At 45.8% G+C, this 24700-nt stretch carries 26 protein-coding genes, 1 tRNA gene and 1 pseudogene; 11 read left to right on the top strand and 17 right to left on the bottom strand.

The window, feature by feature from the left end:
- The first annotated feature begins 3 nt into the window (after positions 1–3).
- The 3 genes from ACR02O_RS07810 to ACR02O_RS07800 all read left to right on the top strand — a co-directional run bounded on the left by ACR02O_RS07810 (position 4) and on the right by ACR02O_RS07800 (position 3635).
- Entirely contained in the window at positions 4–807 is an 804-nt protein-coding gene (locus ACR02O_RS07810) for a sulfite exporter TauE/SafE family protein (protein ID WP_494523131.1), read from the top strand.
- A gap of 16 nt (positions 808–823) precedes the next feature.
- Positions 824–1126 (top strand): hypothetical protein, encoded by a 303-nt coding sequence (locus ACR02O_RS07805; RefSeq protein WP_494523130.1) that lies wholly within the window; start codon positions 824–826, stop codon positions 1124–1126.
- Between the two features lie 253 nt (positions 1127–1379).
- A complete protein-coding gene (locus ACR02O_RS07800; protein WP_494523129.1) occupies positions 1380–3635 on the top strand; it encodes a bifunctional diguanylate cyclase/phosphodiesterase in 2256 nt (751 codons plus the stop codon).
- A gap of 143 nt (positions 3636–3778) precedes the next feature.
- Here ACR02O_RS07800 and ACR02O_RS07795 read toward each other — a convergent pair whose 3' ends face one another.
- The 3 genes from ACR02O_RS07795 to ACR02O_RS07785 all read right to left on the bottom strand — a co-directional run bounded on the left by ACR02O_RS07795 (position 3779) and on the right by ACR02O_RS07785 (position 6395).
- Complete coding sequence (locus tag ACR02O_RS07795) at positions 3779–4915, bottom strand: diguanylate cyclase domain-containing protein (protein ID WP_494523128.1); 1137 nt, start codon at positions 4913–4915, stop codon at positions 3779–3781.
- Between the two features lie 407 nt (positions 4916–5322).
- Positions 5323–5631, bottom strand: a complete 309-nt coding sequence (locus ACR02O_RS07790; RefSeq protein WP_494523127.1) for a hypothetical protein — start codon at positions 5629–5631, stop codon at positions 5323–5325.
- A gap of 101 nt (positions 5632–5732) precedes the next feature.
- The gene (locus ACR02O_RS07785; protein WP_494523126.1) at positions 5733–6395 is read right to left on the bottom strand and encodes an SOS response-associated peptidase; all 663 of its coding nucleotides are present in this window, start codon (positions 6393–6395) and stop codon (positions 5733–5735) included.
- 97 nt (positions 6396–6492) lie between these two features.
- Between ACR02O_RS07785 and ACR02O_RS07780 the strand changes: the two are divergent.
- Positions 6493–6816: pseudogene (locus ACR02O_RS07780) on the top strand (S24 family peptidase); the annotation flags it as partial.
- Between the two features lie 9 nt (positions 6817–6825).
- On the opposite strand, the gene ACR02O_RS07775 reads toward ACR02O_RS07780, so the two are convergent.
- The 3 genes from ACR02O_RS07775 to ACR02O_RS07765 are packed head-to-tail and all read right to left on the bottom strand — an operon-like array spanning position 6826 to position 10386.
- Entirely contained in the window at positions 6826–7242 is a 417-nt protein-coding gene (locus ACR02O_RS07775; protein ID WP_494523125.1) for a type I restriction-modification system subunit M N-terminal domain-containing protein, read from the bottom strand.
- Positions 7243–7244: 2 nt separating this feature from the next.
- Positions 7245–8822: a DEAD/DEAH box helicase family protein gene (locus tag ACR02O_RS07770; protein ID WP_494523124.1), complete on the bottom strand. Its 1578-nt coding sequence runs from the start codon at positions 8820–8822 to the stop codon at positions 7245–7247.
- A 46-nt stretch (positions 8823–8868) separates the two neighbouring features.
- Positions 8869–10386 carry a sigma-54 interaction domain-containing protein gene (locus ACR02O_RS07765; protein WP_494523123.1) on the bottom strand — a complete coding sequence of 506 codons (1518 nt, stop codon included), beginning with the start codon at positions 10384–10386 and terminating at the stop codon, positions 8869–8871.
- Positions 10387–10489: 103 nt separating this feature from the next.
- Between ACR02O_RS07765 and ACR02O_RS07760 the strand changes: the two genes are divergently transcribed.
- Positions 10490–10654 carry a hypothetical protein gene (locus ACR02O_RS07760; RefSeq protein WP_494523122.1) on the top strand — a complete coding sequence of 55 codons (165 nt, stop codon included), beginning with the start codon at positions 10490–10492 and terminating at the stop codon, positions 10652–10654.
- A 231-nt stretch (positions 10655–10885) separates the two neighbouring features.
- Here ACR02O_RS07760 and ACR02O_RS07755 read toward each other — a convergent pair whose 3' ends face one another.
- The 3 genes from ACR02O_RS07755 to ACR02O_RS07745 form a co-directional block, all read right to left on the bottom strand.
- Positions 10886–11491, bottom strand: a complete 606-nt coding sequence (locus tag ACR02O_RS07755; protein WP_494523121.1) for a hypothetical protein — start codon at positions 11489–11491, stop codon at positions 10886–10888.
- Between the two features lie 901 nt (positions 11492–12392).
- Complete coding sequence (locus tag ACR02O_RS07750) at positions 12393–12803, bottom strand: hypothetical protein (protein WP_494523120.1); 411 nt, start codon at positions 12801–12803, stop codon at positions 12393–12395.
- A 121-nt stretch (positions 12804–12924) separates the two neighbouring features.
- A complete protein-coding gene (locus ACR02O_RS07745; RefSeq protein WP_494523460.1) occupies positions 12925–13467 on the bottom strand; it encodes a flavin reductase family protein in 543 nt (180 codons plus the stop codon).
- Between the two features lie 369 nt (positions 13468–13836).
- Here ACR02O_RS07745 and ACR02O_RS07740 point away from each other — a divergent pair, with 369 nt between their 5' ends.
- Positions 13837–14685, top strand: coding sequence for a DUF6387 family protein (locus ACR02O_RS07740; protein WP_494523119.1), 849 nt, complete (start codon positions 13837–13839; stop codon positions 14683–14685).
- Positions 14686–14985: 300 nt separating this feature from the next.
- On the opposite strand, the gene ACR02O_RS07735 is transcribed toward ACR02O_RS07740, so the two are convergent.
- Together ACR02O_RS07735 and ACR02O_RS07730 are read right to left on the bottom strand one after the other, a co-directional pair.
- Positions 14986–15888: a hypothetical protein gene (locus tag ACR02O_RS07735; RefSeq protein WP_494523118.1), complete on the bottom strand. Its 903-nt coding sequence runs from the start codon at positions 15886–15888 to the stop codon at positions 14986–14988.
- Positions 15889–16066: 178 nt separating this feature from the next.
- A complete protein-coding gene (locus tag ACR02O_RS07730) occupies positions 16067–16879 on the bottom strand; it encodes a hypothetical protein (protein WP_494523117.1) in 813 nt (270 codons plus the stop codon).
- Positions 16880–17877: 998 nt separating this feature from the next.
- Here ACR02O_RS07730 and ACR02O_RS07725 point away from each other — a divergent pair.
- The 5 genes from ACR02O_RS07725 to ACR02O_RS07705 all read left to right on the top strand — a co-directional run bounded on the left by ACR02O_RS07725 (position 17878) and on the right by ACR02O_RS07705 (position 20554).
- Entirely contained in the window at positions 17878–18147 is a 270-nt protein-coding gene (locus tag ACR02O_RS07725) for a hypothetical protein (protein WP_494523116.1), read from the top strand.
- A gap of 95 nt (positions 18148–18242) precedes the next feature.
- Positions 18243–18593: a type I restriction endonuclease subunit M gene (locus tag ACR02O_RS07720; RefSeq protein ID WP_494523115.1), complete on the top strand. Its 351-nt coding sequence runs from the start codon at positions 18243–18245 to the stop codon at positions 18591–18593.
- 76 nt (positions 18594–18669) lie between these two features.
- Positions 18670–19287, top strand: coding sequence for a hypothetical protein (locus ACR02O_RS07715; RefSeq protein ID WP_064024759.1), 618 nt, complete (start codon positions 18670–18672; stop codon positions 19285–19287).
- Positions 19288–19427: 140 nt separating this feature from the next.
- Positions 19428–19940 carry a RadC family protein gene (gene radC, locus ACR02O_RS07710; RefSeq protein ID WP_064024757.1) on the top strand — a complete coding sequence of 171 codons (513 nt, stop codon included), beginning with the start codon at positions 19428–19430 and terminating at the stop codon, positions 19938–19940.
- A gap of 164 nt (positions 19941–20104) precedes the next feature.
- Entirely contained in the window at positions 20105–20554 is a 450-nt protein-coding gene (locus ACR02O_RS07705; protein WP_494523114.1) for a hypothetical protein, read from the top strand.
- 104 nt (positions 20555–20658) lie between these two features.
- Here ACR02O_RS07705 and map read toward each other — a convergent pair whose 3' ends face one another.
- From map to ACR02O_RS07675, 6 genes are all read right to left on the bottom strand, one after another.
- Positions 20659–21432: a type I methionyl aminopeptidase gene (map, locus tag ACR02O_RS07700; RefSeq protein ID WP_494523113.1), complete on the bottom strand. Its 774-nt coding sequence runs from the start codon at positions 21430–21432 to the stop codon at positions 20659–20661.
- Positions 21425–21631 carry a ParD-like family protein gene (locus ACR02O_RS07695; RefSeq protein ID WP_064031023.1) on the bottom strand — a complete coding sequence of 69 codons (207 nt, stop codon included), beginning with the start codon at positions 21629–21631 and terminating at the stop codon, positions 21425–21427. Before ACR02O_RS07695 ends, map begins: the two co-directional genes overlap by 8 nt.
- Before the next feature lie 435 nt (positions 21632–22066).
- Positions 22067–22142: transfer RNA gene (locus ACR02O_RS07690), tRNA-Lys, on the bottom strand.
- Positions 22143–22243: 101 nt separating this feature from the next.
- Entirely contained in the window at positions 22244–22792 is a 549-nt protein-coding gene (locus tag ACR02O_RS07685) for a response regulator transcription factor (protein WP_026603562.1), read from the bottom strand.
- A complete protein-coding gene (locus tag ACR02O_RS07680) occupies positions 22770–24143 on the bottom strand; it encodes an ATP-binding protein (protein WP_415878990.1) in 1374 nt (457 codons plus the stop codon). Before ACR02O_RS07680 ends, ACR02O_RS07685 begins: the two co-directional genes overlap by 23 nt.
- A 266-nt stretch (positions 24144–24409) precedes the next feature.
- The gene (locus tag ACR02O_RS07675; RefSeq protein ID WP_494523112.1) at positions 24410–24685 is read right to left on the bottom strand and encodes a hypothetical protein; all 276 of its coding nucleotides are present in this window, start codon (positions 24683–24685) and stop codon (positions 24410–24412) included.
- Positions 24686–24700 lie beyond the last annotated feature (15 nt).

Genomic DNA, 24700 nt, shown 5'->3' with positions numbered 1-24700 from the left:
ATCATGCCGGGTGTTGAATGGATATTGTTGTATCTTGTGCTGGGTGCTTTGGCGGGCTTTATCGCGGGCTTACTGGGACTTGGTGGCGGCGGAATTCTGGTTCCTTTTCTGTCATCCATTTTTCTTTACCAAGGTACTAGCGTAGAAAAAGTCGTTCATGTGGCATTGGGAACGTCATTGGCTTGCATGATTATTTCTTCAGCCGCAAGCGTCCACGCACATGTTTCACGAAACGCGGTTGACTGGCAGACCGTTCGCGGAATGTCTCCAGGAATCATCCTTGGTTCTATTCTGACTACCCAGTTGGCCGCTAACTTTAGCGCAGCCTATATTGCCCTGTTTTTTGCGCTGTTTATGGCGATTGTAGCGGTGCAAATGTTTATGAATTGGCAGCCCAACCCCCGTCAAATGTCGATGAGCTTCCGCGGACTAGCTACGGCTGGAGTGTGTATCGGATCAGTATCAACACTTGCTGCAGTGGGTGGAGGTTTTCTGACTATTGGCTACTTGGTATATAGGAATGTGGCTATAAAAAAAGCCATTGGTTCCTCGGCGGCAATTGGATTACCTATCGCTGTCACGGGCACAATTGGTTACATGATTAGCGGCTGGTATGAGACATTAAGCAACCCCTATGTCATTGGGTTTATAAATGTGCCAGCATTTTTAGCGATCTCTACCGCTAGCGCTATTGTCACCCCCTGCGGCGTTGCCTGCTCCCATAGACTGCCAGTAAATTATTTGAAAAAGGTATTCGCTATTATTTCGCTGATTTTGAGTATAACGATGCTAGTTTCGCTCGTTTAATATGGGGATAGATATTATGCTCAACATTGCCATAACCAGGGGCGAAAATTGGTCCGATAAAGGATTTCTTGGTTATGACGAACGTTATCGGTTGGTGGCTTTAGCGCACATTTGCTATTTTACAGAAACTCCTAATCGTCTGTTGATGGCCGACTGGATGAGATCACCAACGGCTGCTTTGTGGCCCTCCAATTCTCAGAATCAAGATATTTCTGACTGGCCGGTTTGGAGAAACGTGACGGACCGGAATGAGTCGCCTAGGGACCGTCCGCTCTTCAGATTCATCGCCGGAAAGCTGTCGTTGAATTCCGAAACCTGAAAGCGGCCGTTCGTCATTGAGTTAAACCGACTCAAATCAGCCTTTCGCGGTAATAATTTGGCTTATCGGTTAGTACTATACAGCTGACTGTCGCTTGGATGAAAAAGAGACCATTTCAATCAACGAGTAGGCAAAACGGAGCTTGATTGATTATTTGGCCTTCGGGATTTTCTATTGGTCATGAACTAAACTTATGATGCATTGAGGTATATCGTCATAATTTGATCAACATTTGAAATTGGGCTTCAACTAGATGAAAAATCTTGAGAAAACTGCGACGTTGAGTTGTTCAACTGGACTGCCGACGGTCGAGTACAGCTCACTTTCTAGCGAGGAACAGGAAAAGATCCTGCATCTTCAGCAGGCCATTCTCGAGTCAGTCGCGCTCGGCGTCGATCATATGGAAATCATCAATCAGGTTTGTCGCTTGGAAGAGCAGCTTCTGCCAAACTCGGTCGGTTCTGTGATGCTGATGGATGAGGCTTACGAATTTCTAAATGTGTATGCGGCACCCAGTATTCCGCCTGAAGGTGTTACTCAGCTTAACGGCCTGAGGCCTGGGCCGGGTGGTGGGTCTTGCGGCAATGTTATCTATCGGCAAGAGCCGCAGTTCGTCAGCAATACCTTCGCCGATTTACGTTGGCAAGACCTGCGACATTTGGCCTACAACTTCAATCTCTGTTCCTGCTGGTCGGTACCGATTTATTCCAGCGAGCAAAAGATTAAAGGTACGTTCGCACTGTCCAGTTTTGAACATCGCTCACCAAGTCCATTCCACCAAAAATTGCTTGAAATCGGTTCGTCAATTATTGGCATCGTGTTGGATCGGAATAAGTCGCTAGAATCTTTACGTTTGTTTCAGAAAGTTTTCGAGGGCAGTGAAGAAGGCATCATGGTCACTGACCCTAACAAGGTTATCCTGTTGGTGAATCCAGCCTTCAGCAAAATGGTGGGCTACACTAGTGAAGAGCTCTTGGGCGAGACGCCCAAAAAACTGTCGTCTGGTCACCACGATCGAAGCTTCTATGCTGCAATGTGGGACAGCATAAACACATTCGGCCATTGGCACGGTGAGATTTGGAATCGTCGCAAAAACGGTGAAATCTTCCCCGAATGGCTGGCGATTTCGACAGTCAACGATCTGTCGGGCAAAACTACCCACTACATTGGCATTTTTAGCGACATCAGCGAACGCAAAAATGCCGAGGAGCAAATTCGCTATCTGTCTTCGCATGATGCATTGACCGGGCTGCCTAATCGCATGCTGTTCAAGGATAGGCTTGAAAATGCGATAGCTTTTGCGGCTCGGTCCCATCATAAGGTCGCGGTGTTGAATCTTGATCTCGATCAATTCAAGATGCTAAACGACTCATTGGGGCACACCGCAGGCGATGAACTGCTGCGTTGCGTTACCTCTCAGTTGAAGGTATGTGTACGCGATACCGATACTCTGTGCCGCCCCGGCGGAGACGAGTTTTTCATAGCATTGGCCAATATGCCGGATACCGATTCGATCAGTACTAGGGTCGACAAGATCCTCGAACACATCGCCAAGCCTTTTGTACTTGAAGGACGAAATTTATCGTTGTCCTGCTCTATCGGTATTGCCATCTACCCTGATGATGGCGCCAACTTCGAGACGCTGATGAAGCGAGCGGACAAGGCCATGTATCAAGCAAAAGACGCCGGTCGCAATACCTATCGCTATTTTACCGAGCAACTTAACAGCGATAGCTTTGAATATATGCGCATCACCCATGAACTACGCGAGGCGGTAAAGTGCAAGCAATTCACGCTGCATTATCAGCCGCAGATTGACCTCGCCACGGGCAATGTACAGGGAGTAGAAGCTTTAGTTCGGTGGAATCATCCGCTCGAAGGGCTGATTCCACCTGGGCGATTCATCAGTATTGCCGAGCAGAACGGCTTAATTGTCGAGATCGGCGAATGGGTGCTGAATGAAGCGTGCAGGCAAGCAGTCGCTTGGCAAATGGCAGGCTTGCCGCCAATAGTGATCGCGGTCAATATGTCCGCCGTTCAGTTCAAACGCGGCAATGTCGAAAACCTGGTGCGTAGTGCATTAGATAATAGCGGCTTAGATCCGCAATATCTCGAAATAGAATTGACTGAGTCGATTCTCCTGCATGACATGGATTACATGCTGTCTTTGCTAAAAGACTTAAAGGATACTGGACTAAAGCTTGCCATTGATGATTTTGGCACTGGCTACTCTAGTCTTGCTTACCTTAAAAAATTTAAGATCGACCGTCTGAAGATTGACCAGTCTTTTGTGCGTGATATAGCCATTGATCCCAATGATGCAGCTATCGTTCGCGCTATTGTGCAGATGGCGCATACCCTGAATCTGCGTGTGATTGCCGAGGGCGTAGAAAACCAAGAAATGCTTGAGTATCTAAGCAGTTGCCAGTGCGACGAAGTGCAAGGGTATCATTTTGCCCGACCTATGCCTCCAGAGGCATTCGCTGCATTTATTGCGGATAAGACTTAGGGCTTGCGGCAATTGCCACTAAAAAAAGGCTTTTCAAGTAATTTTTCACCGGTGAGATACGTTTGTGTTTAATCCGGTTACTCCAGAAACGGAGTCTATGACAGAAAGCCGGTGTTTAACCGAGGCGACACATACATTAATTTTTATTCCAGGCCGCCAGCTAATTTAAAGTAGCCTTTGCAATTATTTTTCACCTGATACATAGCTTCATCGGCCCGATGAATCATGTTAGAGACGGTCATGCCTTCGTATGGAAACAAGCAAATGCCAATGCTGACTCCCAGATTCACTTCGTCAGGAATTCCCGATATCGGCAGAGCTAACTGTTCCAAAAGCTTTGTTGCTAAGCCATATGCCGCCGCTTCACCATCAATGTCTAATGCCAAGACGAAGAATTCATCGCCGCCGATTCTGGCCACCGTATCGATGCCACGTACTGCCGAGATAAGCCTCTGCCCCGCCTCTCTCAGCACAAAATCGCCCACCTCGTGAGAGAGGTTGTCGTTGATTGCCTTGAAACCATCGAGATCAATAAAAAAGCCACAATGCTTAGAACCATTGCGGTGCGCTTCAGACATTGCCTGTGTAATACGATCATAAAGTAGATCACGATTCGGCAATCCGGTTAAACCATCGTGAAGTGAACGTGTCAGATGGTGCTGACGCTGATCGTCCAACTCACGCTCGCGCAAAAATAGAATCCTTCGACCATGCTCGGCGAGGTAACCGGCTGAACCACCGATCAGATTGGCAGAAACAATAAAAAAATCATGACTCGCCAGTATGTGTAACGGGTACCCCAAAAATTTGCCGAATAGCAGGTTATACGCAACGAAAAGTATCAGATCGACGCCAAGCGCAAAGACAAAACGGGTGCCGACGAAGTTGTAGGTATAAAAAGTCACCAACACCATCATTGGGTAATAATAAGGTGAGCTATCAAAAGGCAGCAGCATCTGCATGCAGACTAAACCCGTACCGGCAGCAAAACCCACGGAACCTAATAGCAAGTGACATAGCCCGGAAAACCAAGGTGTAAATGTTAAAGTCATTATGAAAGTTGGCACGCACAGTGCCGTGAGACGTATCCTCCAGACTTCATCAACCAGCTCTGGTGGCGCAAACCAGTAATCAAGAATTCCGCTTAACAAATAGACGAACATTCCAACGATCATGGCAGTTCGACCTTGGTGGCGGGTCCGTTCGAACGTGACGCCAAGAAATGCCCGCTCTAAGGATTTATCGTTGAACGAAAGGGTGAATGGATTAATCAATGCCATGCTATCTAGCATAGCATGTGCAATTCATGCCCTTAAAGTTATGGGTACATGTATATCTTCTATAGGATATGCTTGATACGAATGACGACTATTGAGTATTTACCTGCTATTTCTCTGATATTTTTGATGGACTGGTTATGGCCGGAGTGACGCAGTCATAAAGTCGATTTGCTTGCCGAATACCTGACATTCGGCCAAGTCAACGGTTACCTGAACTATTAAAATTTGATAGTGAGCCCGAAGGTCGGGTCTTGGCCGAATTGGTGAGGTCGCCAGTGGCTGCTTTATAGTCCTCCAGTCGCAGAATCTGCATTTGGCTGACTGGACTATATTGGAGAAGCTCGACAGATCGCTAGGGGTCGATAGCGTCGAACCTGCCCATTCAACGCAAGATCGCCCAACCCTCTTCATTTTTTTATTTCCCGCCGTTCTTGAAGTAATTTGTCACGCTGTTCTGCCCAAAACATGCTAGCTGTATGTTCCGAAATATTCCCATCCGCCACCAATTGGCAGAGCCCAATAAAAGAAGCATAGAGCTTGATGATGCCTTCGTCCTTGGGATATTGGCTCATTAATTCATGCTGTTTTTGTCGGGCATCGGCATTGCAAAACTCATTGGGGAGTGGTGCGAAATCAATATTGTCGCCGCCGCCAATCGCAGCTTTCGCGGTTTGAAAAAGTATCAGCAGGAAGCAACAAATCAATTTCTTCGTCAAATCCGATCCTCAAATTGACATTTCGTCCAGCGCAGAACTAATAGAAGGATAATCTCCTTTAGAAATGTATGTGTCAATCCGGAATCACGGGTCATGGTTTTTTATTGCAATGCGGGTTCTGTACACCGGGCATCATCATGCCTTGGGCTGTTAACCCAATCGCTGACCGGGGTTGTGGTCATGTAGGTGTAGGCTTGGCAATCGAGTAAGGCATATACATCATCCGCATCAGCGGTTTTGTTGAGCCAGTCATGATAATGCTGTGTTGGAATGATGACCGGCATGCGCTCATGAATCGGTTGCATCAGTTCATTGGCGGCGGTGGTAATGATGGTGCAGGAATACAGGGTTTCGGTATCATGTTGCCATTGCTCCCATAATCCAGCGAAGGTGAAGGGTTGACGATCTTCGCGGTGAATGTGAAAGGCTTGTTTGCCGTTACGTCGTTCCCATTCGTAAAACCCGTCTGCGGGTATTAGGCACCGTCGATGCTTGAAGGCAGAGCGAAACGACGGCTTTTCCCGGATCGTTTCCATGCGGGCATTGATCAAGTGCGCACTGTTTTTGCTGTCTTTAGACCAGGACGGTACCAAGCCCCAGAACAGATTCACCGCTTTGCGCGAACCGTCATCGAGTTCAACGATGTTCAAAATCTTCTGGCTCGGGGCAATGTTGTAGCTTGGTTGAAATTTCACCGGGCGCAGCAATTGAAAGTGCTCAACGATGTCTTCAGCGCTTGCAGTCAAACTATAGCGGCCACACATGTAGGGTTGCTCTCCCACTCTCATATAAGAACAAATGTAGAACAAAATAAAATCTAGCGGTAGACTACTCACCCCGAGATTTCAGTGTTTTGCCATTATGCCTGTCGCACCGCTTTCCATCACTATTCAGAACGTTGTTTCCCCGCTGAAAGATCTATGCCGCGTCACGCTGTTCAAACCGGCTGAACCGTTATCGCGCGTAGCATTGCCGCTATTTATCAGCAAAATCCCGGCAGGTTTTCCGTCGCCGGCGAGTGACTATATCGAGAAGGACCTCGATTTGAACGAGTTGATGATTGAAAATCCAGCGGCGACGTTTTTTGCTCGCGCCCAAGGTTATTCGATGATCAACGCCGGCATCTTGCCCGGCGATATATTGGTGATCAATCGGGCTCTAGATCCGCAGGCGGGTTCGATTGTGGTGTGTGTCTTAGATAACGAATTTACCGTCAAGCGGTTGGTGTATGACAACGGTCGGTGGCAAGCCGTCGACCATTTCGACAGCAGAAACAAGCACAGACTCGTTTTTTATTTCCAGATCGGCATCCTGCATGTATTCGCCAATATGCCCCAACGCTGCCAATGCGCTACCTTCATTTGAGTTATCTTCGTCATCGGAGTGCTGGCCTAGCTTGGCGAAGTAAGGGTAAACATTAGCTTTGAGGTGTTTATGCAGCTCTTTACCACCGAGGTTTTTAAAGTTCTTCCAGCGCAGTAGCTGGCCTTCAGGCGTGTTGGGGAATAAGCGATCAAAGTCTTTGCCTGTACGCGCGGCTTTACGCTCGGCTACGTCTTCCTGCATGTCCAGCATGCGAGCAAACATCAGGTAGCTGATTTGCTCGATCACGGTTAAAGGATTGGATCGGTCGTTTCACAGTCGAACATATCAAATGTGTTGCGGCTGATGAACTTAACCGGCGTAGCTGTGAGTCCCACTTGCAGCGCGTCGAAATAATCGAACAAATCTCTGTATTTGTTGTAAATACTGCGATGACTTTCATCTGCAATGATGAGATCAAAAAAACCTACATCGAGCTGCGTGAAGCGGTTCATCATGCCAGGATAAGTCGCGATATAAACGCGGGCAGTTTGATCAATACGGTTGGTTTCGCCAATAATGCAGCGTGGTTCGCTGGGAAGGTTTTGTTTAAAGGCTTCGTCGGCTTGTATGCGCAGTTCTTTACGATCACATAAGAACAATACGCGCTTAGCCCAACCTGTGCGCAAGAGGAGCTCATCCAAGGCGATAGCTACGCGGGTTTTACCAGTTCCCGTTGCCTGGATAATCAAAGCCTTGCGACGTTGATTCTTAAAGTGTGCTGCGACTGTTTTAACCGCTTCGATCTGATACGGACGATCGGCGATGCTAAGCTCTGGATTGAATTTTTCCAAATCCGCAGCGCGATAATGGCGCTGGTAAATCAGATAGTCCAAACTGTCTTTGCTATAGAAGCCATAAACGGGACGATAAGTATTGTACTGGTGATCATCCCAGATAAAGGTCTCGTAACCATTGCCGTAGAAAATGACCGGACGCTGATAGCCCATGTGTTCGAAAGCATCTGCATACAGCCTTGCTTGTTCACGTCCCGCTTGTAGGTTGGTTTGACCGGATTTTTTCGCTTCGATTACCGCCAAGGGCTGGCCGTTATCGCCCCAAAGCACATAATCCACGTAACCTTTACCCGATTTGTTATCGGGGTACACCACTTCAAATTCTTGTCCAACCTGGTCGGAATTATCAATGTTCCATCCGGCTTGCAATAGCATGGCGTCGATAAGTAAGGCACGCGTTTTGTCTTCGTTCCATTGGAGACTGGCGGCTACCTGTTGGCTTTGTTGTTTACGTTTTTGCTGATCCGGCTTGGCGGGCGCCTCCAGACGATCAATGTTTTTAATACGTTCGCGCTCAAGTTCATCCATGACACGCTGTAGGTCGTCTTGCTGTTTTTGCAACTCCTTTTCGTAGCTGGAAACGGACTTTTTCAGCTGATTCAGGGTGGCTGTGGGGTCTTGCACATCCTGAAATGCCTGAATGTTGTCTCTGGGTTTGCCGTAATATTTGATCCCCATATACATGGCAAGCTGATGTGCTGTGCCAAGGGCCTTTTGGGCATTGCGAATTTCGCCTTTGGCACCGTGGGCAGTATCATTGCCTTGAATGCGCAAAAAATTGATCTGATGAATAAGCGATTTATTGACGCAATCTTCAAACACCGGATTTTTGATCAGCTCATAAAAACTCGATTGAGGCAATCGCGGTAATTGTTCTTCCTTGTAGATCGTTTTAGTTAGCTCTTCTGCAAAGTTTCTCAATCGCGTCAATGCACTACCTGGATCGATATGCAGCACAGCCTCGGCCAAGCCTCCTAAATTGGCTAGAACCTCATTCTGTGGCCTGAGAAACTCAAAATTGATAGATTTCATATAGATTATTCTGTCCATGGCCCTTCTAAAGCGAAGAGCGTGCCAATTATTCTTCTATACCCAGCTTGTCCATCCAGTTGCTGAGGGTTTGGTAATTCGGCAATCCCAATAACGCCGTAGCTCTTTTCTTATTACCGGCAACTTGCGCCAACGCCTTGGTAATGTATTGTCGTTTGATGTCATCCAGTAAGCCTTGAATATCAAGGCCTGCACCTATCTCCGGCAGTTCGCTTTTCTTGCCGTTGGCCGGTCGGCTAATCATGGCGTCCTTGATATCGGTCTCGGTAATAGTATCCGATTCCGACCAAATCGAAGCGCGCAATAACGTGCCGTGTAATTCCCGTATGTTACCCGGCCAAGTATGGCTCAAGATAATATTTTTGGCTTTTACAGAAATTTTTTTATCAAAATAGCCTGGCTGATTGGACGCTTCGCGATTGATTGCTGTCATCAGGTGGTCCACTAACAAGGCAATGTCGCCACTGCGCTCTCGCAACGGAGGCAATGTCAAAACGCCAATGGCAACCCGATAAAACAGGTCTTCGCGAAAACGCCCGTCTGCAATCTCTTGGGCGAGATCGCGATTGGTGGCTGCGATCAGCCGCACATCGAATATCTGCACTTTACTGTCGCCAACCTTGCTGATTTCACCGGATTGCAGGACGCGCAGCAATCTCACTTGAGCATCTTCCGGCAGTTCACCAAATTCATCCAAAAATAAGGTGCCGCCGTCGGCTGCTTCGAAATAGCCGATTTTGTTGCTTACTGCACCGGTAAACGCGCCTTTGATATGGCCAAACAACGCTGAATCGATCAAATCTTTGGGAATTGCGCCGCAATTAACAGTTACAAATGGCTTACCTTGACGTTGGCTGGCGTTGTGAATGGCTTTGGCAAATAGTTCTTTTCCGGTACCGGATTCACCCATGATCAGCGCCGGCACATCGCGCACCGCGATTTTTTCGGCTTTCCGAATGACCCGCTGAAAGTCCGGGTTTTGGGTGATGATGTCGGAAAACGCCGCTGAGGTGGGTGCTAGATCCAAGGCCAATTCACTGAGCCTTTGATCGGCACGCTTAACGATTTGAGGAACAAATTCGGCGGATATTTCGAAAGGAATGCTCACGAACTCGCCGCCTTTCTCCTTGGTTGATTGTACGAACCGAGTGTTGTATTTGGTTTTACCAAGCAGAATGGAAACCGCTGTCATCGACGGAGTGCCGGGAGACAGGTGGATGCTGACATCCAGATCAGGCTGTTCACGAGTCAGCTTTTGCAGATAGCCATCTACCGCTTGATGTATGTCGCCGAAATCGATTGGGGAACGCAGAGAGCATGGAATCGACAGGATTTTTATAGTATTGACCTGAGTTAGCCAATCAAGATAGGCAGCGACTTTTTGTGGGGCTTGATTGTGCAATAAATGCAGTTCATCAAAGCTGAGATTTTTTATGGCTCCGAGTATTGGCCCATCACCAATAGGTTCTTCGGCATTGTTAGGCAACAATCCAGCAGCCTTCAAATCGGCGATTCCCAACCAAGACAACAAGATCTGCTTGCTCATTAACATCTCTCGCATCGTGCTAAGAAGAGCTATCAAAAATAGCTGATGACCAATCCTACCACTTTGTCAGTAAATTTATTTGTTGAGCAATAATAATATTTATGTGTGCAAATTGATTCATATCCCCGAAAACGAGGGTATCATCAACCTTTACGCGCATTATTTAGGCTTATGCCAATTGGTACATGACGGCAGCATTACCGAACAGGCGGCAAGCGTTTTATGGTTAGAACAACGTAACAGCCTGATTGAAAAGCGCAAGAAATAAGCGGTTATAAATCGTTAGCGTCGGTTAGGCGAAACCCGATAGCAGACACTTACAGGCTAAACGTTCCGCCTCGCCTGGCAGAGCAACTACGGCCAATAACCGTCAGTCGGGGTTGATTGTTGAATGGCTGGTTTAGATTAGGAAATTGCTTGTTTAACGCTCCGCTTAAGGCGCGCGTATGAGCCAAAGGCGAATACGTCGCACTGGAAGCGATTGTTAGGCGCAAATTTGTTAGAATCCATACCAATGCTCAATCTTTTGAATATGCTTTTTTCTTTCCTCGCCGTCGGCGAAATAAGTGAGAACACAATCAGTTTGAACCTCTGCGATCTCTCCGTCTTTGGGGTCATGAGCCAAAATTTTATCGATATCGGCGCCCTCGAAGTACACACCTGAGAATACAAGTACTTCTTGGGATTTCTCCTTGACAGCATAAAATTCGGGCGCGAATGAATGTGCTTTTTCTTTGCTATTAAGAAGTAGTCTTGCCCGCACTACTGCACTTGGAGCTTTGACATTTCTGATGTCGCATTCGAGTAAATAATTTATTGCCAGTAATTTTTGCTCGTTGTTCACTATCAGAACAGTCGCATCATCGGGGAGCGCTTCCGGCTTTTCACCATTTTCTGGGTTTTTTGAAAACGACATTTCAAGAAAATAGGTGTGAACCTCTGGCAACCTTGTGACGTACGCATAAAAATCTCGCCCTGAAGTAAACACTACAGTTAATACTGCCAACACAAGCGACAAAACCGGGATGCTGAAGCCAATGTGATCGCGCCAATTTTGCCAATGCCCGCATTTAGTGCAAATCTTCGCTCCCTTTGGCAATGACAACTTGCAATATCTACAACTCTGACGGGTGTCCGTCTTGGGTTCCGACTCATTGCCTGGACTGAAGCACCGCTCATGAGTTTCTTTAGCTTCGGACGGTTCGCGGGACTTACACATACATCGTCAAATGGAATTTGGTCATGTTTTAACCTCGATCAAGCCGCTGAAGGACACATCACCTGTTGCAATAAGTATCGGGTAGTCAGTTAAGTTCGGCGCCTAACCAGTAATCAGATGGCTTCCGTATATCCACCGAAAAAACACCCTTTAAAGCAATAATTTCTTGATTTTCCCTTCTGTATATCGTCGGAGACAAGTAGATATGGCTGGTTAACATCAAATTGCTGACATTGAATCAGATTAGGCGATAGGCAGCAACGGGTCGCTATGTTAATCTACACATAGCGACCCCTATGTGTAGTTCCAAACTATGTGTATTTGCTAATTTACCTTGTGGCTCAGCCCTCGGTGTCCGTTGCATAAGGCCGAGTGCAACTACACATAATTTCAATGCTTGAAGATGTAGCATCAACATGCCATCGTTTGGATAACATCGGCTCATTGTTGATTCCAGCTCTTTGATACATAGCGATAGTCATGAAATCTCGAGTTAGGGTGCCAATTAGCTCTGAAATAGCTAACTGGTTGAGTGGTGCCGGACATGACTCATTGAAATCCCTGATGCCACTGAGTTTTTACTTCAGGACAATGGCAAAACTATGTGAAGCTAAGAATTGCTCATATTGACCGTATCCCAGGTGAACTCTACCCCTCATCCGGGTGATATTAACGATCTACACATAGTTTGGAACTACACATAGGGGTCGGCTCTTGTCTGTCAACCCTACTCAGTTTTCCGGTTTCTGACCGTCCGCTATAATCTTCAATTGGAAGAAGCTTGCAGCTATTCAAGGATTTCAGCAAAGTACAAATTCAAGTCATCCTTTTTCCCATTGGTGATGCGCTTGAGTACTTTGGCAAGGGGGAAGATCCAAGTTTCACCCTCCAACAAGCCGATAGCTTGGTGGTCATGGTTAATCTGCCATTCACCACCTTTGTTCCGACGGTAGACCTCGCCTATATAGCTCCCCAGCATTTTACAAACATTTTGGACGTCGCTTTCTGATGGCTCTTTTCTAAACAGTTTGGATATGAATCCTTTTGGGCGAGTGTGAAACAGTCGGTTTGCTAGCGTTTCAACTTGTTCCACGCTATCAACTGAAAAATCCAGTGTTATGCCAAAATTACTTTGAGCGAAATTAACAGCATTTGCCGCATAGGCAGCCATCATTTCATTCGGACTGGGTTCAGTCATCGTTGATTCCTAAAGGGCTAAATGGATTCTGCAGCAACTATACAATGCAGCCAGACGGTTTGGGACAAGGCATAATCCTAGGAGTCGAGTAATAGACCCCCCATTTCCAAAATTTGCAGTGTTATATACCATCGGGAAGTTTAGATCGCATCATTTCTCGTCGGTCGAGTTTGAATCCGTCAACTATGAAGGTCCCGTCGCCGTTTGCGTGAAGGGTTCGCTTCTCTTCTCGTAAATTATCATAGTAGGCTTCGACACCTTCAAGGACAACGATGTTGTGCTTTTCGACAATATCGATAACTTTACATTCGATATTTGCCAGGCATTCCCAAATAAGGGGTGCCCCGACTTGCTTTCCTTTGAGGGGAGTCAGTCCGAACTTTACAAATTTGTCCGTGTCGGCTCCAGAACAAGTCCCGACCCCAACCACGTGATCAATGAGTTCCATCGTAGGAATAGCAATGACGCATTCTTTGGAGTTCCGGAGCGCGGTATAGGAATAGTTCCAGGGCCCCGTCGTTATGGCAAATATCGGCTTGAAGTCCATTACCATGGTCCAAGAGATAGTCATGATGTTATTTTTCTCGCCATCATTTGTCGTAATGAAGACCACTGGGCCCGATTCGATCAACGTGAATGCTTTGGTGATCTGCATACTTTTCATCACTGAACGCCCCTCTGCCTTACAGAAACACATAACAAGCGGACATGGGCAGCCGCTCGCTTGGTACGCAACGCCAAGTATTTTGCAGGTAACAACAAACATTCCGGGCGTTGTAATCAGTATAGTTATCAATACACTCACGCCGCCTGATTGGACAGGAATCGTTGCTGGTATCCTTTGGAAATTAAAAACTTTAAAGCCTGGCGTTTAGCGGATTGGAAATCAAGTTGCGCTGGATCAAGCAGATCATCGGGAGTCTTAGCCTCAAAGCATTGAGCCAACCGATTAGTTGCAACCGGTAAGCTATGATTGCTGTTATGTTTAGTCCTACATAATTAGGATGGTTTTATTTATATTAAGGGTGAATATTTGAAAGTTAATAACATAAAAAATGATTTCGATACAAGCTGGTTTGATTTGAATAACTATAAACTGTTTGAGAAACTGAGTATTGCTGAGTGGATGTACCAACTTGAGTCACGTATCGAGTTTTCCGTTATCTTAGAGCGAAAACAGAACTTTTCGGGGGTAGATAATAATAAAGAATATTTCAGGTCATGGGCGAATGAATTGAAAAACGGATTAACTAATGAAAATTCAGACAATTATATCTGTGAAGAAATTAAAAAGAAGTCTTCACAAAATGAGAAATCGCCAATTATAAATACGGCAGCAAGAAGCCTTACAAATAATGATTTTGGAGACATGGTAGGCGAATTTCTTCGAATTAATACTTGGAGTAAAAATTTTAATGGACTTACAGGACCTTTCATCTTAAATAAAATAAAAGAACTAAATAAAAAAGGTAATGAAAATTATAGATATTATGCCCATAATTCAAGAGCGATTTTTGGCAAAATTGAAACTTTAATAGTTAATGTATCTGCGACCGATGAGCAAATAAAAAACGATTTCGCGCAATGGTTAAAGTATTACCGAAGTACAAGCAGCCGTAGTGCTATAAAAAATATAATCAAACAAAACGATTTTGACAATTGGGTAAAGTTTAGAGTTATTCCGTATCTTGATTTGTATCTAAATGCAAAGCTAGAAGGGAAAAAAATTACAAATGTGCACTATGCAAAACTCCTTTTCCCAGATGAGCCCGAAGTTGACACTGTTGAGCGTGTGCGTAAAGTAACCAAAGTTAAAGCAAAGTGGATGATCGATAATGAGATCCATCGCGTGCTAAGGAGCCAAATTGAAGCAATGCGTTAGCCGTGTCTTTTAATCACAACTAAGTAAGTGTTGGCTTGCTTAGCTGTTACCTTTGGGCCCGATCACGCCAGCGAAACCTGCCGAGCCAATTGATGTACTTGCCGAGACGTCCAATGTAGTTGGTATCTTCAAAGCCGCTCCCAAAAAACGACCAGCTGGCGCGCAGACGATGCCAAATTGAGCAAGGCTAGTTATGCTCGGCTGATAACCGCTCATATCCACTATTCGCCCCTGAAAAACTTGAAATTCACGCAATTATGTTGAGCCCTCATAGTGCGGAAAGCTATACCTTACTAGCTTTTAGGTTTTGCACCTCACATTTGAATCCATCCGCCAAATTAAAAAGCGTAAAGCCTGACGACGAGTATAGTCAAAATCCAATTGCTCATGGTCCACTAGTGGGAACTGATACTCAGATGAATATCGACGATAACAACGGCGTAGATTCGAATCGCAACAGACATTTAGAGCATGATTTATGCCGGATTCATAGGTAGTCATAGAAAACGCTTCAGAAAAACGATAATCAGCTAGTAAATCTGAATCATAAAACTCTAAGTTGTAAAGTAGATCCATAAGATTATCACCTAACCCATCCAATGAACAATTAAGATTGCGTAATCTAAGTTCTAAACGAGTTTCTGCACCATCATAAGCAGTATCATTATCACTTTGTTCTTCGGCTTTATTGTAAATGGTAACCCGACAGTCACTATGCTCACTCCCTGCAATTTGAGAAAGCATTTTCCCATCTTCAGCTCTAAAGATTTCTGAAGAGGTAGCAGCAGGTTTATAGAGATAAATATCAGAATATTCTTGAAAAATATCAACAGTTAAATCTAATCGGGTAACTCTGCAATCAAAATAAATTGTTTTAACTAACTTTAAACCTAAGACCTTAATCAAGAATTCCATCAGGTTTTTCTTAGCTTTCTTAGTCAATTTAGCCGGATTAAATTCGACTCGAATAAAATTATTATTTTTATTCCTTGGGTAAATGGATATAGAAGCGCTATTTTCTGAGTCAACTTGAATGGTATAGTTATTTTTATACCTGCCTTTACCATCTTTATGTACTCTAATACTATACATTTTCTTTATAGCAGGTTCAGATATATTATCAACTACTGACAATCTGTATTTTTCTGGTACAAATAGCGTAAACGCTAACTTGTCAAATATTAAGCATTGTTTTGGCATCATAATAGTACTAATAATATTTAAACATTTAATTGTAAATTAACATTTTATAAGCGTGATACCTACAAAATATTCCCAAATGAAAACAGTCCATTTTGTACTTCGCAATCATGTTGTCTTTACAATTGAGCAGAGTAGTCGTTTCCTGTGCAAAATGTACGGTCACGACTACATACAGCAATCATGGGTAAATCAATTGATTTACCCTAAAGATAAACGTTACATGGGTACCATTATTGGATAATAGCCTCCCAAAAAACGATTGAATTATTGAGACAACGGTTGTTTTAAACGTTCCCGATTCGCCAAGTACGAACAAACTAACTGTATTATCGATGAATAAGGTCAAGATAGAACGTGAATAGAAAGCGATAAGCAAAATCGCCACTCCCTTTCTTTTGCGATATATTTTCAATATTTTTCGCACTGAATGAATTATTTTTCTAGCGCTAAAGCCTGCTGCTAATTCATCCGTAATCGATATATCACCAAATCCACCCGGCAAGCTTGCTCGAATGTTTTTGTCAAATTTTTTTGCAAAAATACACCCACCATTAGTAACGTATCCAATCTCTTGTCCATAGATAAAACCCGTAAAGCTATATCTCTCGTCACCTATAATATTTTTACTGTTTGATTTTATCGCTTCAGTAATTTTTGTTTTAGCTCCTTTATATGAAGATTTATTTGCATCACTCCCCCAATATCTTGCAATCCAGTCACCTTTTTCATACTCAACAGCCTCAACTGTTACTGTAGGAAGTACTTTGCCTTCATGGTTTTTGCCAGTTATTACAAAGTGGTGAGCTATATTATTATCAACATCTATCATAGATATGTCTTTTTCGATAGTCGCTGAAAAATCACTCAAGATTATTTCATTATTCTCATTAACTTCAATTACGCGATTATCAGAAATTATTAAGTTTTTATTAAAAACTTCCGAATCTATCGCCATTTTTTCTAAAACGGATTTCGATTTTTCATTACTCATTACACGACCTGCAATTGATAATTTATGGCATCTATACGTGAACAACACTACAAGCGCTGTTTTCCGAAGTGTTATTTCATGGCAAAAAGCTTATAGAATTAAAAATTCTTCTTAATCACCTCTCATCTGTTGTGCTGGTGATTAGTATTGTCCTGAATTTTTTCTAAATATCTAAGTAACGACATTTAGAGTTTTTTGTTCCGGCGTCATATACTTTATTTTTTATTCCGGAACCAAAATTAACAATTTTCATTCCGATTTTTTTAGAAATGAAGTGTTCACCAGTCTTTAAGAAATCTGGTTTACATACGCATGGTCAATCAATTGAGGAGTTCGTTGGCAAAGAGTTATGGAGGAGTCCGGGCTGTTTTGTTAAACAGTTGCCGTATTATGCCCGGGGGGGTAGCCTTGGCTCCCGACAGCATGCGGATTCGGCGCTTTCAGAGCTTGGGTGAGTACTACAGCTCTTCTGATAAAAAACTTGACGCACGTCTGCACCTTAATGAGCCTACATGTGCCGGCCTAGAACTTGAAAGGGTGGGTCAACATCATGGCCTTAGATCACTGATTGAGCGCATAAAAGCTAAGATGGTTTTTTGTTGAGATCAAAGCGAAATTGCTATATCGGTTTGAGGGATATTTAGGATTGTCTTTTTGGATAATAGTGGGACAAATTGTCAATCACGCTCATTTTTTCTTCTAGCTGTTCAAACCTGTAAAACTGCCAGCCGATTTCAGCGCGAATATCGGTTGTAGCCTCAGAAAGCTTAGGTTGGGATAAGTCATTGAATATGTTATACTATATCAACAGCAATCATATTTCGTTTGATCGCTGTTCTCACCCTCCGCCTCTCGACGCTTCCATGACATGACGCCTATTTTCATCGGGTTTGATCATCCGCTGCGCGTTCGTGCGCCTGTGGTTTTGTGCGGGTTAGTCTGAGGTTCGGAGGGATGTGCTCGTTTAATGTTGTTTACTTCATAACAGGAGACATCTGATGTCAATTACCACGCTTGATAATGCCAGTCCGTCGCTACAGGTGTTAGCCGACGGTTTAAAAGCCGCTTGTCGGGACTACACGCAGACGCTGCAACAGCCCGCTTCTTATGCCCTGACCCTGGAACTGGGCCATACCGTGCGCTATTTAGCCCGCTGTATCACGTTGGTGTTATGCGCGGCACTGGGTGAGCACGATCCAGATTTAGACGAGTTGGACAATCTGAGTCTGACTGACCTCAGCGGTGAAGACGATGACGAACAGGAATAAGCGCAATCGCTTAGGTCGATTTAATCACTTGGCCTTAAGGCGGCTTAGTTTAAGAGCTAGCCTGTTTTTCCGATTCGCCCAGGGAGGACACAACTATGTCCAGTGATGCCGAGCACGAAGACGTTGGAGTTCAACCGTGTCTGCCGCAACCGCGTTTCGAATCAGGGGAGTTGGTGGCGACGCCGGGTGCTTTGGATGTCCTGGAGCGCTTAGGCATCAGCCCGTTCGATTTACTGCGCCGTCATGTCCGCGGGGATTGGGGCGATGTCTGTGCCGAGGATGCCAAGGCCAATGAAGACGCCTTACGCAGCGGCTCACGCCTACTGTCAGCCTATGAATTACCTACCCCAGCAGCGGATAGCCCTGCAACGGGGTCAGTCAAGCTCTGGTTGATATCCGAGGCAGACCGTAGCGTGACCACCATTCTGTTGCCCGAGGAGTATTGAACAACAACTGGCTGTTCGTTTTCACTTCCTATTTTTCAACACTGATTGATTTCGTAAATACTTTGGAGAACTTATCATGACGCAAAAAACTACCCAACCCGCATTAGATTCTAATACCCCCGCTAAAGCCGCTGCAGAGACTGGCCCAACCGATAGTGCAACTACAGGTACGGCGACTGCTAAAGGCGCGGCTACCACTGCCGGTAAAACCGCGTCGGTCAAACCTGTAAAAAATCAACCTTCGCCTGAGCAAGTCAAGGCGTCAGCTTTGGCTGGCGATGACGGCATTGGCCATGATAATGGCGTTGGCGGTGGTACTGGCACGGATGCTGATGCTAATGGTAACGGTGATACTGAGAGTGGTACCGATAAGGGTGTCCTTGACGGTGATGGTGATACTGATCAGGCTGGCGTTGACGGTGCGGGTGTTAGTGCCCCTGCAACGATTGCCACAGATGCCACTGCAGGTACCAACATTGGGCACACACGTACACCGGCTGGCAAAAGCACCGGCAAAGCCGCTGACACCAAAGGTGAACTCTCGCCGGAAATCGTGGAACTGGTGACGGAGTTACGCGATACGGTCAAGCAACTTGCCCCCAATCGGCATACGCCTAAGACCTTGAAACGGGCTTTGTCCAATGTCGCTGCGATTCTGCAGGACATCGACAGCCTCTATCAACAGACCGAATAACCGCTATTCGTAGTGATAAGCGCTTGTCAGTTGTACTAGTTCTGAACTGACGCACCTTTAATTTACATCCCGACGTGACTTTTCCGAATGGGCTTCACCGCTCAGGCTAAGTCACGTCCATCGTTTTTGGAGTATTGACCATGACCAATCAGCAGCCATCCGATCATCCCTTTCAAGTTCATGAACTGCCCGACCAGTTTTGGGTGTTGCGCCCGGTAACCACGGAGGAAATTCTGACCATGGCCCGGCAATTGATTCAGGCGCGCTTCAGCCGGGGCCAGGCGATTACCAGTCCCAACGACACCCGCGAGTTTTTGATGTTGCAGTTGGCTACGTTGGAACACGAGGTGTTTTACTGCATTTTCCTGGATAACCAGCATAAAGTCCTGTTAGCCGAAGCCTGTTTTCAAGGCACGGTGGATGGCGCCAATGTCTATCCACGGGAAATCGTCAAACGTGCCCTGCAACTGAATGCCAGTGCAGTGATTCTGGCGCATAACCATCCTTCGGGTTTGGCCGAGCCCAGTCAAGCCGATCAACTGATCACCCATAAGTTGAAAGACGCCTTGGCATTAATCGAGGTACGGGTACTGGATCACTTCGTAATTGGCGGCACCGAATTTTGTTCGTTTGCGGAACGGGGCTTGTTATGAGCAGGCAATATAGCATTAGGTCAAGTCAATCGAATGGCAACTTAGCCGACAACGACAACGACAACGACAGTGGCGTCTCCAACTGCAGCGGCTTGGGTGTTATCAGTGATCATTTTCTCCCTGCATTTTGTACGGGTTGCAAAAATCGACAGTACACGCGGTACATGACGCGAGCATCGGGCATGTTAATGATGATTAACATGCCTGGTAGCGCATCGGTATACCGCAACGAGGCTAGCAGCACGGTGTTGGACGATTACGAAATTGACGCTACGCTGTATTTTATTCTGCGCTCGGTCGATCCTGAATTTGACGAGGACTCGGATAATTTCTTAGCCACCCGCGAGATCAGTCTCAAAGGGCTGGATGTCGATAATCGGCTTGCCGACGGCCAAGACCACCGTAATCCCCTGCGGTCATATCCCGAGCCACTACGCCAAGTTATTCTGTGCCGGTTATTTTATGACTTGATCAGTTATAACTACAGTTTGGCACAACCCGAGCTGAGCCTGCGGGACTGCTTACGCATAGACAACATCTGGGTCAATGTGGCCATAAGGCATCAGGCGACTTTGGATATTGAAACCGGTGAGTGGGAAAAGCCAAATGCCTGAGAGATTTATGATGTAATAAGTTAGAGAGCAAAAACGGGGCTTGGGTTTTTATTGAACTGTCATTCAGTTTTTAGCACTTAGTGCCGTTTAAATTGAAGTTTTTGTTAAACGCGCTCTTCATCTCGCAGAGTCAGAACTTCATAGCCATCTGCTGTAACCGCAATAGTGTGTTCCCATTGTGCAGAGAGTTTTTTGTCACGAGTAACAACTGTCCAACCATCACGCTTCGTTTTTACTTTAGCTTCGCCTTGGTTGATCATAGGCTCAATGGTAAAAGTCATACCTTCTTGCAAAACAATTCCGCTATTCGGTTTTCCGTAATGTAAAACCTTAGGCTCCTCGTGCATTTCTTGACCAATACCGTGACCGCAGTATTCGCGTACAACCGAGTAGCCTTGTGAAGACGCAAATTTTTTAATCGCGTAACCAATATCACCAAGTGTTGCGCCGGGTTTCACTGCGCGAATACCCTGCCACATAGCCTCGTAAGTTTTATCAACTAGCCTTTGGGCTAATGGCGAAACATCCCCAACCATGTACATTTTACTTGAGTCGGTGATAAAACCATTTTTTTCAAGCGTTATATCCACATTGATGATGTCGCCGGACTTAAGCAATTGAGTCATGGAAGGTATGCCGTGACACACCACATCATTGATCGATGTGTTTAGAACAAAAGGGAAATCATATTGCCCTTTACTGGCCGGTCTTGCATTTAACGTGTTGGTAATAAAATCTTCAACCCGATCATTTATGTCCATGGTTGAAATGCCCGCTTTGATGTGTTGATCGAGATAAGTGAACACAGATGCGAGCAAACGCCCTGATTCACGCATCAAATCAAGTTCATTCTCATTTTTTAGGATACCACTAGCCATTGCTAACTTCATTTAACTCAACAGCAGCAAGGCGTAATTGTTCTCGCAAAATCTCTGTGTAAGTCATATTGGGATGAGTTTCGGCGAGCATGCCGATTTTTATCCAAAACTCAGCCTGGGAATTGATCGAACGAACCATCGTGCTACTGGCTTTCCGAATCTCTTCATGTAGTTCGTCACTGATTTTAACGATACCCATATTTACCTCAAATATACGAAACGTATATATATCGTATATCAATGTGGCAATATTCACAAGAGTCTGCAAAGGATGTTTAGCGTTCAAGCTATCCGGTCTACCGTAGCCGATCCGGTCATTGAGCAAGGGGTTAAGGCTCACTCTTTTTGCCCGCACCGCTCTGGAAAGGTGGAACCTGACTTCTTGGCACGTGTTACCGGTATGTGCGGGTAACCGTGAGCACACAATGCTGCAACGTGTTTTTTTGGCTAACGCCCTCAATCCAATCTGGCGTTATAAGCAGGAGCTAATTAATACGGCTAGTGTGTCATGCGGACGAATTGAGCCGGTGATGCGTGAAATCAAGTCACGCAAAATTCACGCAAGGCAAATTTCAGGCATAAAAAAAGCAGGTATCGAACTAACGATAACTGCTTGTTTTTCCTAGTCATTCGATGGTGGGTCGTGTGCGATTCGAACGCACGACCATCGCATTAAAAGTGCGGTGCTCTACCGGCTGAGCTAACGACCCCCTGAATGAGCCGCCCATTATACTCAGAAATATTAGTTTTGCAACGATTACTTGTAATAAATACAAAATAATATCTTCACTTCCTAAATAGTGCTGGTCGCCTACTCTTTTACCGGCCGTTTTTCCAGCTTTCTTTGCAAGGTTCTTCTGTGCATATTCAATGCTCTGGCGGCGGCTGAGATGTTACCGTCGTGCTGCATCAGCACCTTTTGCAAGTGCTCCCACTCCAAGCGCTTTACCGATAGCGGATTGTCACTGATGGCTACCGAGGCATCGCCTTCGTTCTTGTACAAAGCACTGACAATCTCATCAGCGTTGGCCGGCTTGGTCAGATAATGAATCGCGCCCAATTTGATAGCCTCCACAGCGGTGGCGATACTGGCGAAACCGGTCAGCATGACGATTTGGGTATTGTCATCTAAAGAAATCAATTTCTTGACCATTTCCAAACCGGAGTCAAAACCGATCCGCAAGTCGATTACCGCGTATTCAGGCTCGGTTTGTTCCGCCAGTTTCATTGCCGTATCGACATCATTGGCGACAGTCACTTGAAAATTACGCTTTTCCAGTGCCGGCTTCAACACCGAACAAAAGGTGACGTCATCATCGACAAGCAATAAATTGGGTTTATCCATAGGTAATTGATTCATGCATACTCTCCTTAGCTAAAAGCGGCAAACTGATTTCAACGCAAGCACCGCCCGACTCTAAATTACTGAACTGTATTTTACCGCCGAGTCGCTTGATAGTGGTATAAGTCAAAAACAAGCCAACTCCCATGCCTTGCTTATTGCTCTTGACCGGTTGGTGCCCGGCAAACTCGATAAATTCAGCCGGCAAGCCTGGACCGAAATCCCGGATTTTCAAGTTTAGCGTTGCTTCATCCCATTCCACATGAAACTCGATGCCCGCATCGACCGGCGATGCCTCGGCAGCGTTATTTAGGATATTAATGATGGAGTGAGTCACAGTACGTTCCGCAATCACGCGCGCTTCCATATCCACATTCGGCGAAATAAATAGCTTGAGCCTGGTGGCGGCTTTATGCGTGCGCCACTGGCCTAATACTTCATCGATATATTCGCTCACCAGCATCACCTTGCCGGATTCCGCCCGCATCTCGCCGGCGGAGGCCGACATCACCGACAAGGCTTGTTTGCAGCGATCAATCTGCTGTTGAACAATTACCAGTTTCTGATGCAGATCCGGATAGCGATGCGCCGACAGCTCTTCCGCCATCTCATGCGTCAAAATGGCGATCGTGCCCAGCGGCGTACCCATATCATGCGCGGCGCTGGCTGCCAAGGTGCCTAGGGACACCACGCGCTCGTCGCGTAGCGCACTCTCGCGGGCATCCGCTAAATTACGCTCCCGCTCTTTCAAGGTCTTGGACAGTTCGACCACAAAAAAAGCGACTAAGCCGGCGCTAAACACAAAACCAAACCACATACCGAATACATGCAGATTGAAATAACGCCTGTCGTTCATCAAATGCATTTGCAGGCTCATTTCCGGCGTCATCTCCGTCATCGCCGGATGGGCCATGTGCGGCTCGACAGCCGGCAAGGGTACGTTGTAGGCAATCAATACCGTATACACGCAGGAGGTAATGATCACCATATTCCAGGCATAAGCCTGCGGCAGCATGATGGCAGTTACAATCAAAGGCAGCAGAAACACCCAAATGATCGGGTTTGACGCGCCGCCGGTCAGATAAAGCAGATAGGCCAACGCCAACACGTCCATGCATATTTGCGAAAAAATCTCGTGCTCGGTAACTTCTTCCGGCGTCCTCAGCCGTAGCCAGGTGTAAAGATTAAGTATGGAAATCGCAAAAATCGCCAGCCACAGCTGGTTTTGCGGCAAATTAATACCCAGGCCGTTCACTGCAATAAACACCGCCACCGTAACGGCAAACAGCATCAAATTTCTAAGAATGTATAACCACCGCAGGTTTTCGCGAATGGATATTTCGGCTTTGGGCAGAATGTGTGAAAGCATAGAAACAACACTAAATTGAAGAACGCATCGCCGCTAGATACTACCGCCGCTTGCTTAAGAAGGTGGAAAGCCGACCAAACCTGGATGGCGGCCACCTAAGTATTCAATCGATTTTTGATAGCAACCTTCACTCCAACCGCTACATGCCATGGCAAATAAGGAATTAGGCTAGCCACTTAAAAGATCGAACGACAATCTACGAGCTAATCTTTTAGGAACAAGCGTCACGATCTGACGAATCATGTCCCAAAAAATAGTGCGGCATATCACGCACCAGCCAAACGCCAGCCGCCGTTTTTATCCACCCACCTCATGCTCAGCCAGTACCAAAACGTCATAGGCAGCATCATCGCAAACCATTCCCAATCGTCGATCAAAAATAATTTGGCAACCCAGCCATTGCCATCGAAATAGAGCGACCAAGGCACACAGTAAAGAGTAAAAACAATACTACTCCAGATCAACAGTAACGCGCCTTTGCGGGTTTCTATACTCGACAGGGCCAGGAACACCCACAGCGGGGTTTTATCGGTTTTTTGCATACATCTCTCCACTGA

It is taken from the genome of Methylomonas sp. PHL2-19, assembly GCF_059331595.1.
The sequence above is the reverse complement of the archived record's forward strand: the minus strand, read 5'-3'. Positions and strand labels throughout refer to the sequence as shown.

Excerpts from the sequence above, each read along its gene's own strand:
- ACR02O_RS07730 (WP_494523117.1), bottom strand. The coding sequence starts at position 16,879 with ATGAGTAATGAAAAATCGAAATCCGTTTTAGAAAAAATGGCGATAGAT.
- ACR02O_RS07685 (WP_026603562.1), bottom strand. The coding sequence starts at position 22,792 with ATGAATCAATTACCTATGGATAAACCCAATTTATTGCTTGTCGATGAT.
- ACR02O_RS07770 (WP_494523124.1), bottom strand. The coding sequence starts at position 8,822 with ATGAAATCTATCAATTTTGAGTTTCTCAGGCCACAGAATGAGGTTCTA.
- ACR02O_RS07715 (WP_064024759.1), top strand. The coding sequence starts at position 18,670 with ATGACGCAAAAAACTACCCAACCCGCATTAGATTCTAATACCCCCGCT.
- ACR02O_RS07725 (WP_494523116.1), top strand. The coding sequence starts at position 17,878 with ATGTCAATTACCACGCTTGATAATGCCAGTCCGTCGCTACAGGTGTTA.
- ACR02O_RS07795 (WP_494523128.1), bottom strand. The coding sequence starts at position 4,915 with ATGGCATTGATTAATCCATTCACCCTTTCGTTCAACGATAAATCCTTA.
- ACR02O_RS07750 (WP_494523120.1), bottom strand. The coding sequence starts at position 12,803 with ATGACTGAACCCAGTCCGAATGAAATGATGGCTGCCTATGCGGCAAAT.
- map (WP_494523113.1), bottom strand. The coding sequence starts at position 21,432 with ATGGCTAGTGGTATCCTAAAAAATGAGAATGAACTTGATTTGATGCGT.
- ACR02O_RS07805 (WP_494523130.1), top strand. The coding sequence starts at position 824 with ATGCTCAACATTGCCATAACCAGGGGCGAAAATTGGTCCGATAAAGGA.
- ACR02O_RS07785 (WP_494523126.1), bottom strand. The coding sequence starts at position 6,395 with ATGTGTGGCCGCTATAGTTTGACTGCAAGCGCTGAAGACATCGTTGAG.
- ACR02O_RS07735 (WP_494523118.1), bottom strand. The coding sequence starts at position 15,888 with ATGATGCCAAAACAATGCTTAATATTTGACAAGTTAGCGTTTACGCTA.
- ACR02O_RS07800 (WP_494523129.1), top strand. The coding sequence starts at position 1,380 with ATGAAAAATCTTGAGAAAACTGCGACGTTGAGTTGTTCAACTGGACTG.
- ACR02O_RS07705 (WP_494523114.1), top strand. The coding sequence starts at position 20,105 with ATGACGCGAGCATCGGGCATGTTAATGATGATTAACATGCCTGGTAGC.
- ACR02O_RS07680 (WP_415878990.1), bottom strand. The coding sequence starts at position 24,143 with ATGCTTTCACACATTCTGCCCAAAGCCGAAATATCCATTCGCGAAAAC.
- ACR02O_RS07675 (WP_494523112.1), bottom strand. The coding sequence starts at position 24,685 with ATGCAAAAAACCGATAAAACCCCGCTGTGGGTGTTCCTGGCCCTGTCG.
- ACR02O_RS07720 (WP_494523115.1), top strand. The coding sequence starts at position 18,243 with ATGTCCAGTGATGCCGAGCACGAAGACGTTGGAGTTCAACCGTGTCTG.
- ACR02O_RS07745 (WP_494523460.1), bottom strand. The coding sequence starts at position 13,467 with ATGAAAAGTATGCAGATCACCAAAGCATTCACGTTGATCGAATCGGGC.
- radC (WP_064024757.1), top strand. The coding sequence starts at position 19,428 with ATGACCAATCAGCAGCCATCCGATCATCCCTTTCAAGTTCATGAACTG.
- ACR02O_RS07765 (WP_494523123.1), bottom strand. The coding sequence starts at position 10,386 with ATGAGCAAGCAGATCTTGTTGTCTTGGTTGGGAATCGCCGATTTGAAG.
- ACR02O_RS07810 (WP_494523131.1), top strand. The coding sequence starts at position 4 with ATGCCGGGTGTTGAATGGATATTGTTGTATCTTGTGCTGGGTGCTTTG.
- ACR02O_RS07695 (WP_064031023.1), bottom strand. The coding sequence starts at position 21,631 with ATGGGTATCGTTAAAATCAGTGACGAACTACATGAAGAGATTCGGAAA.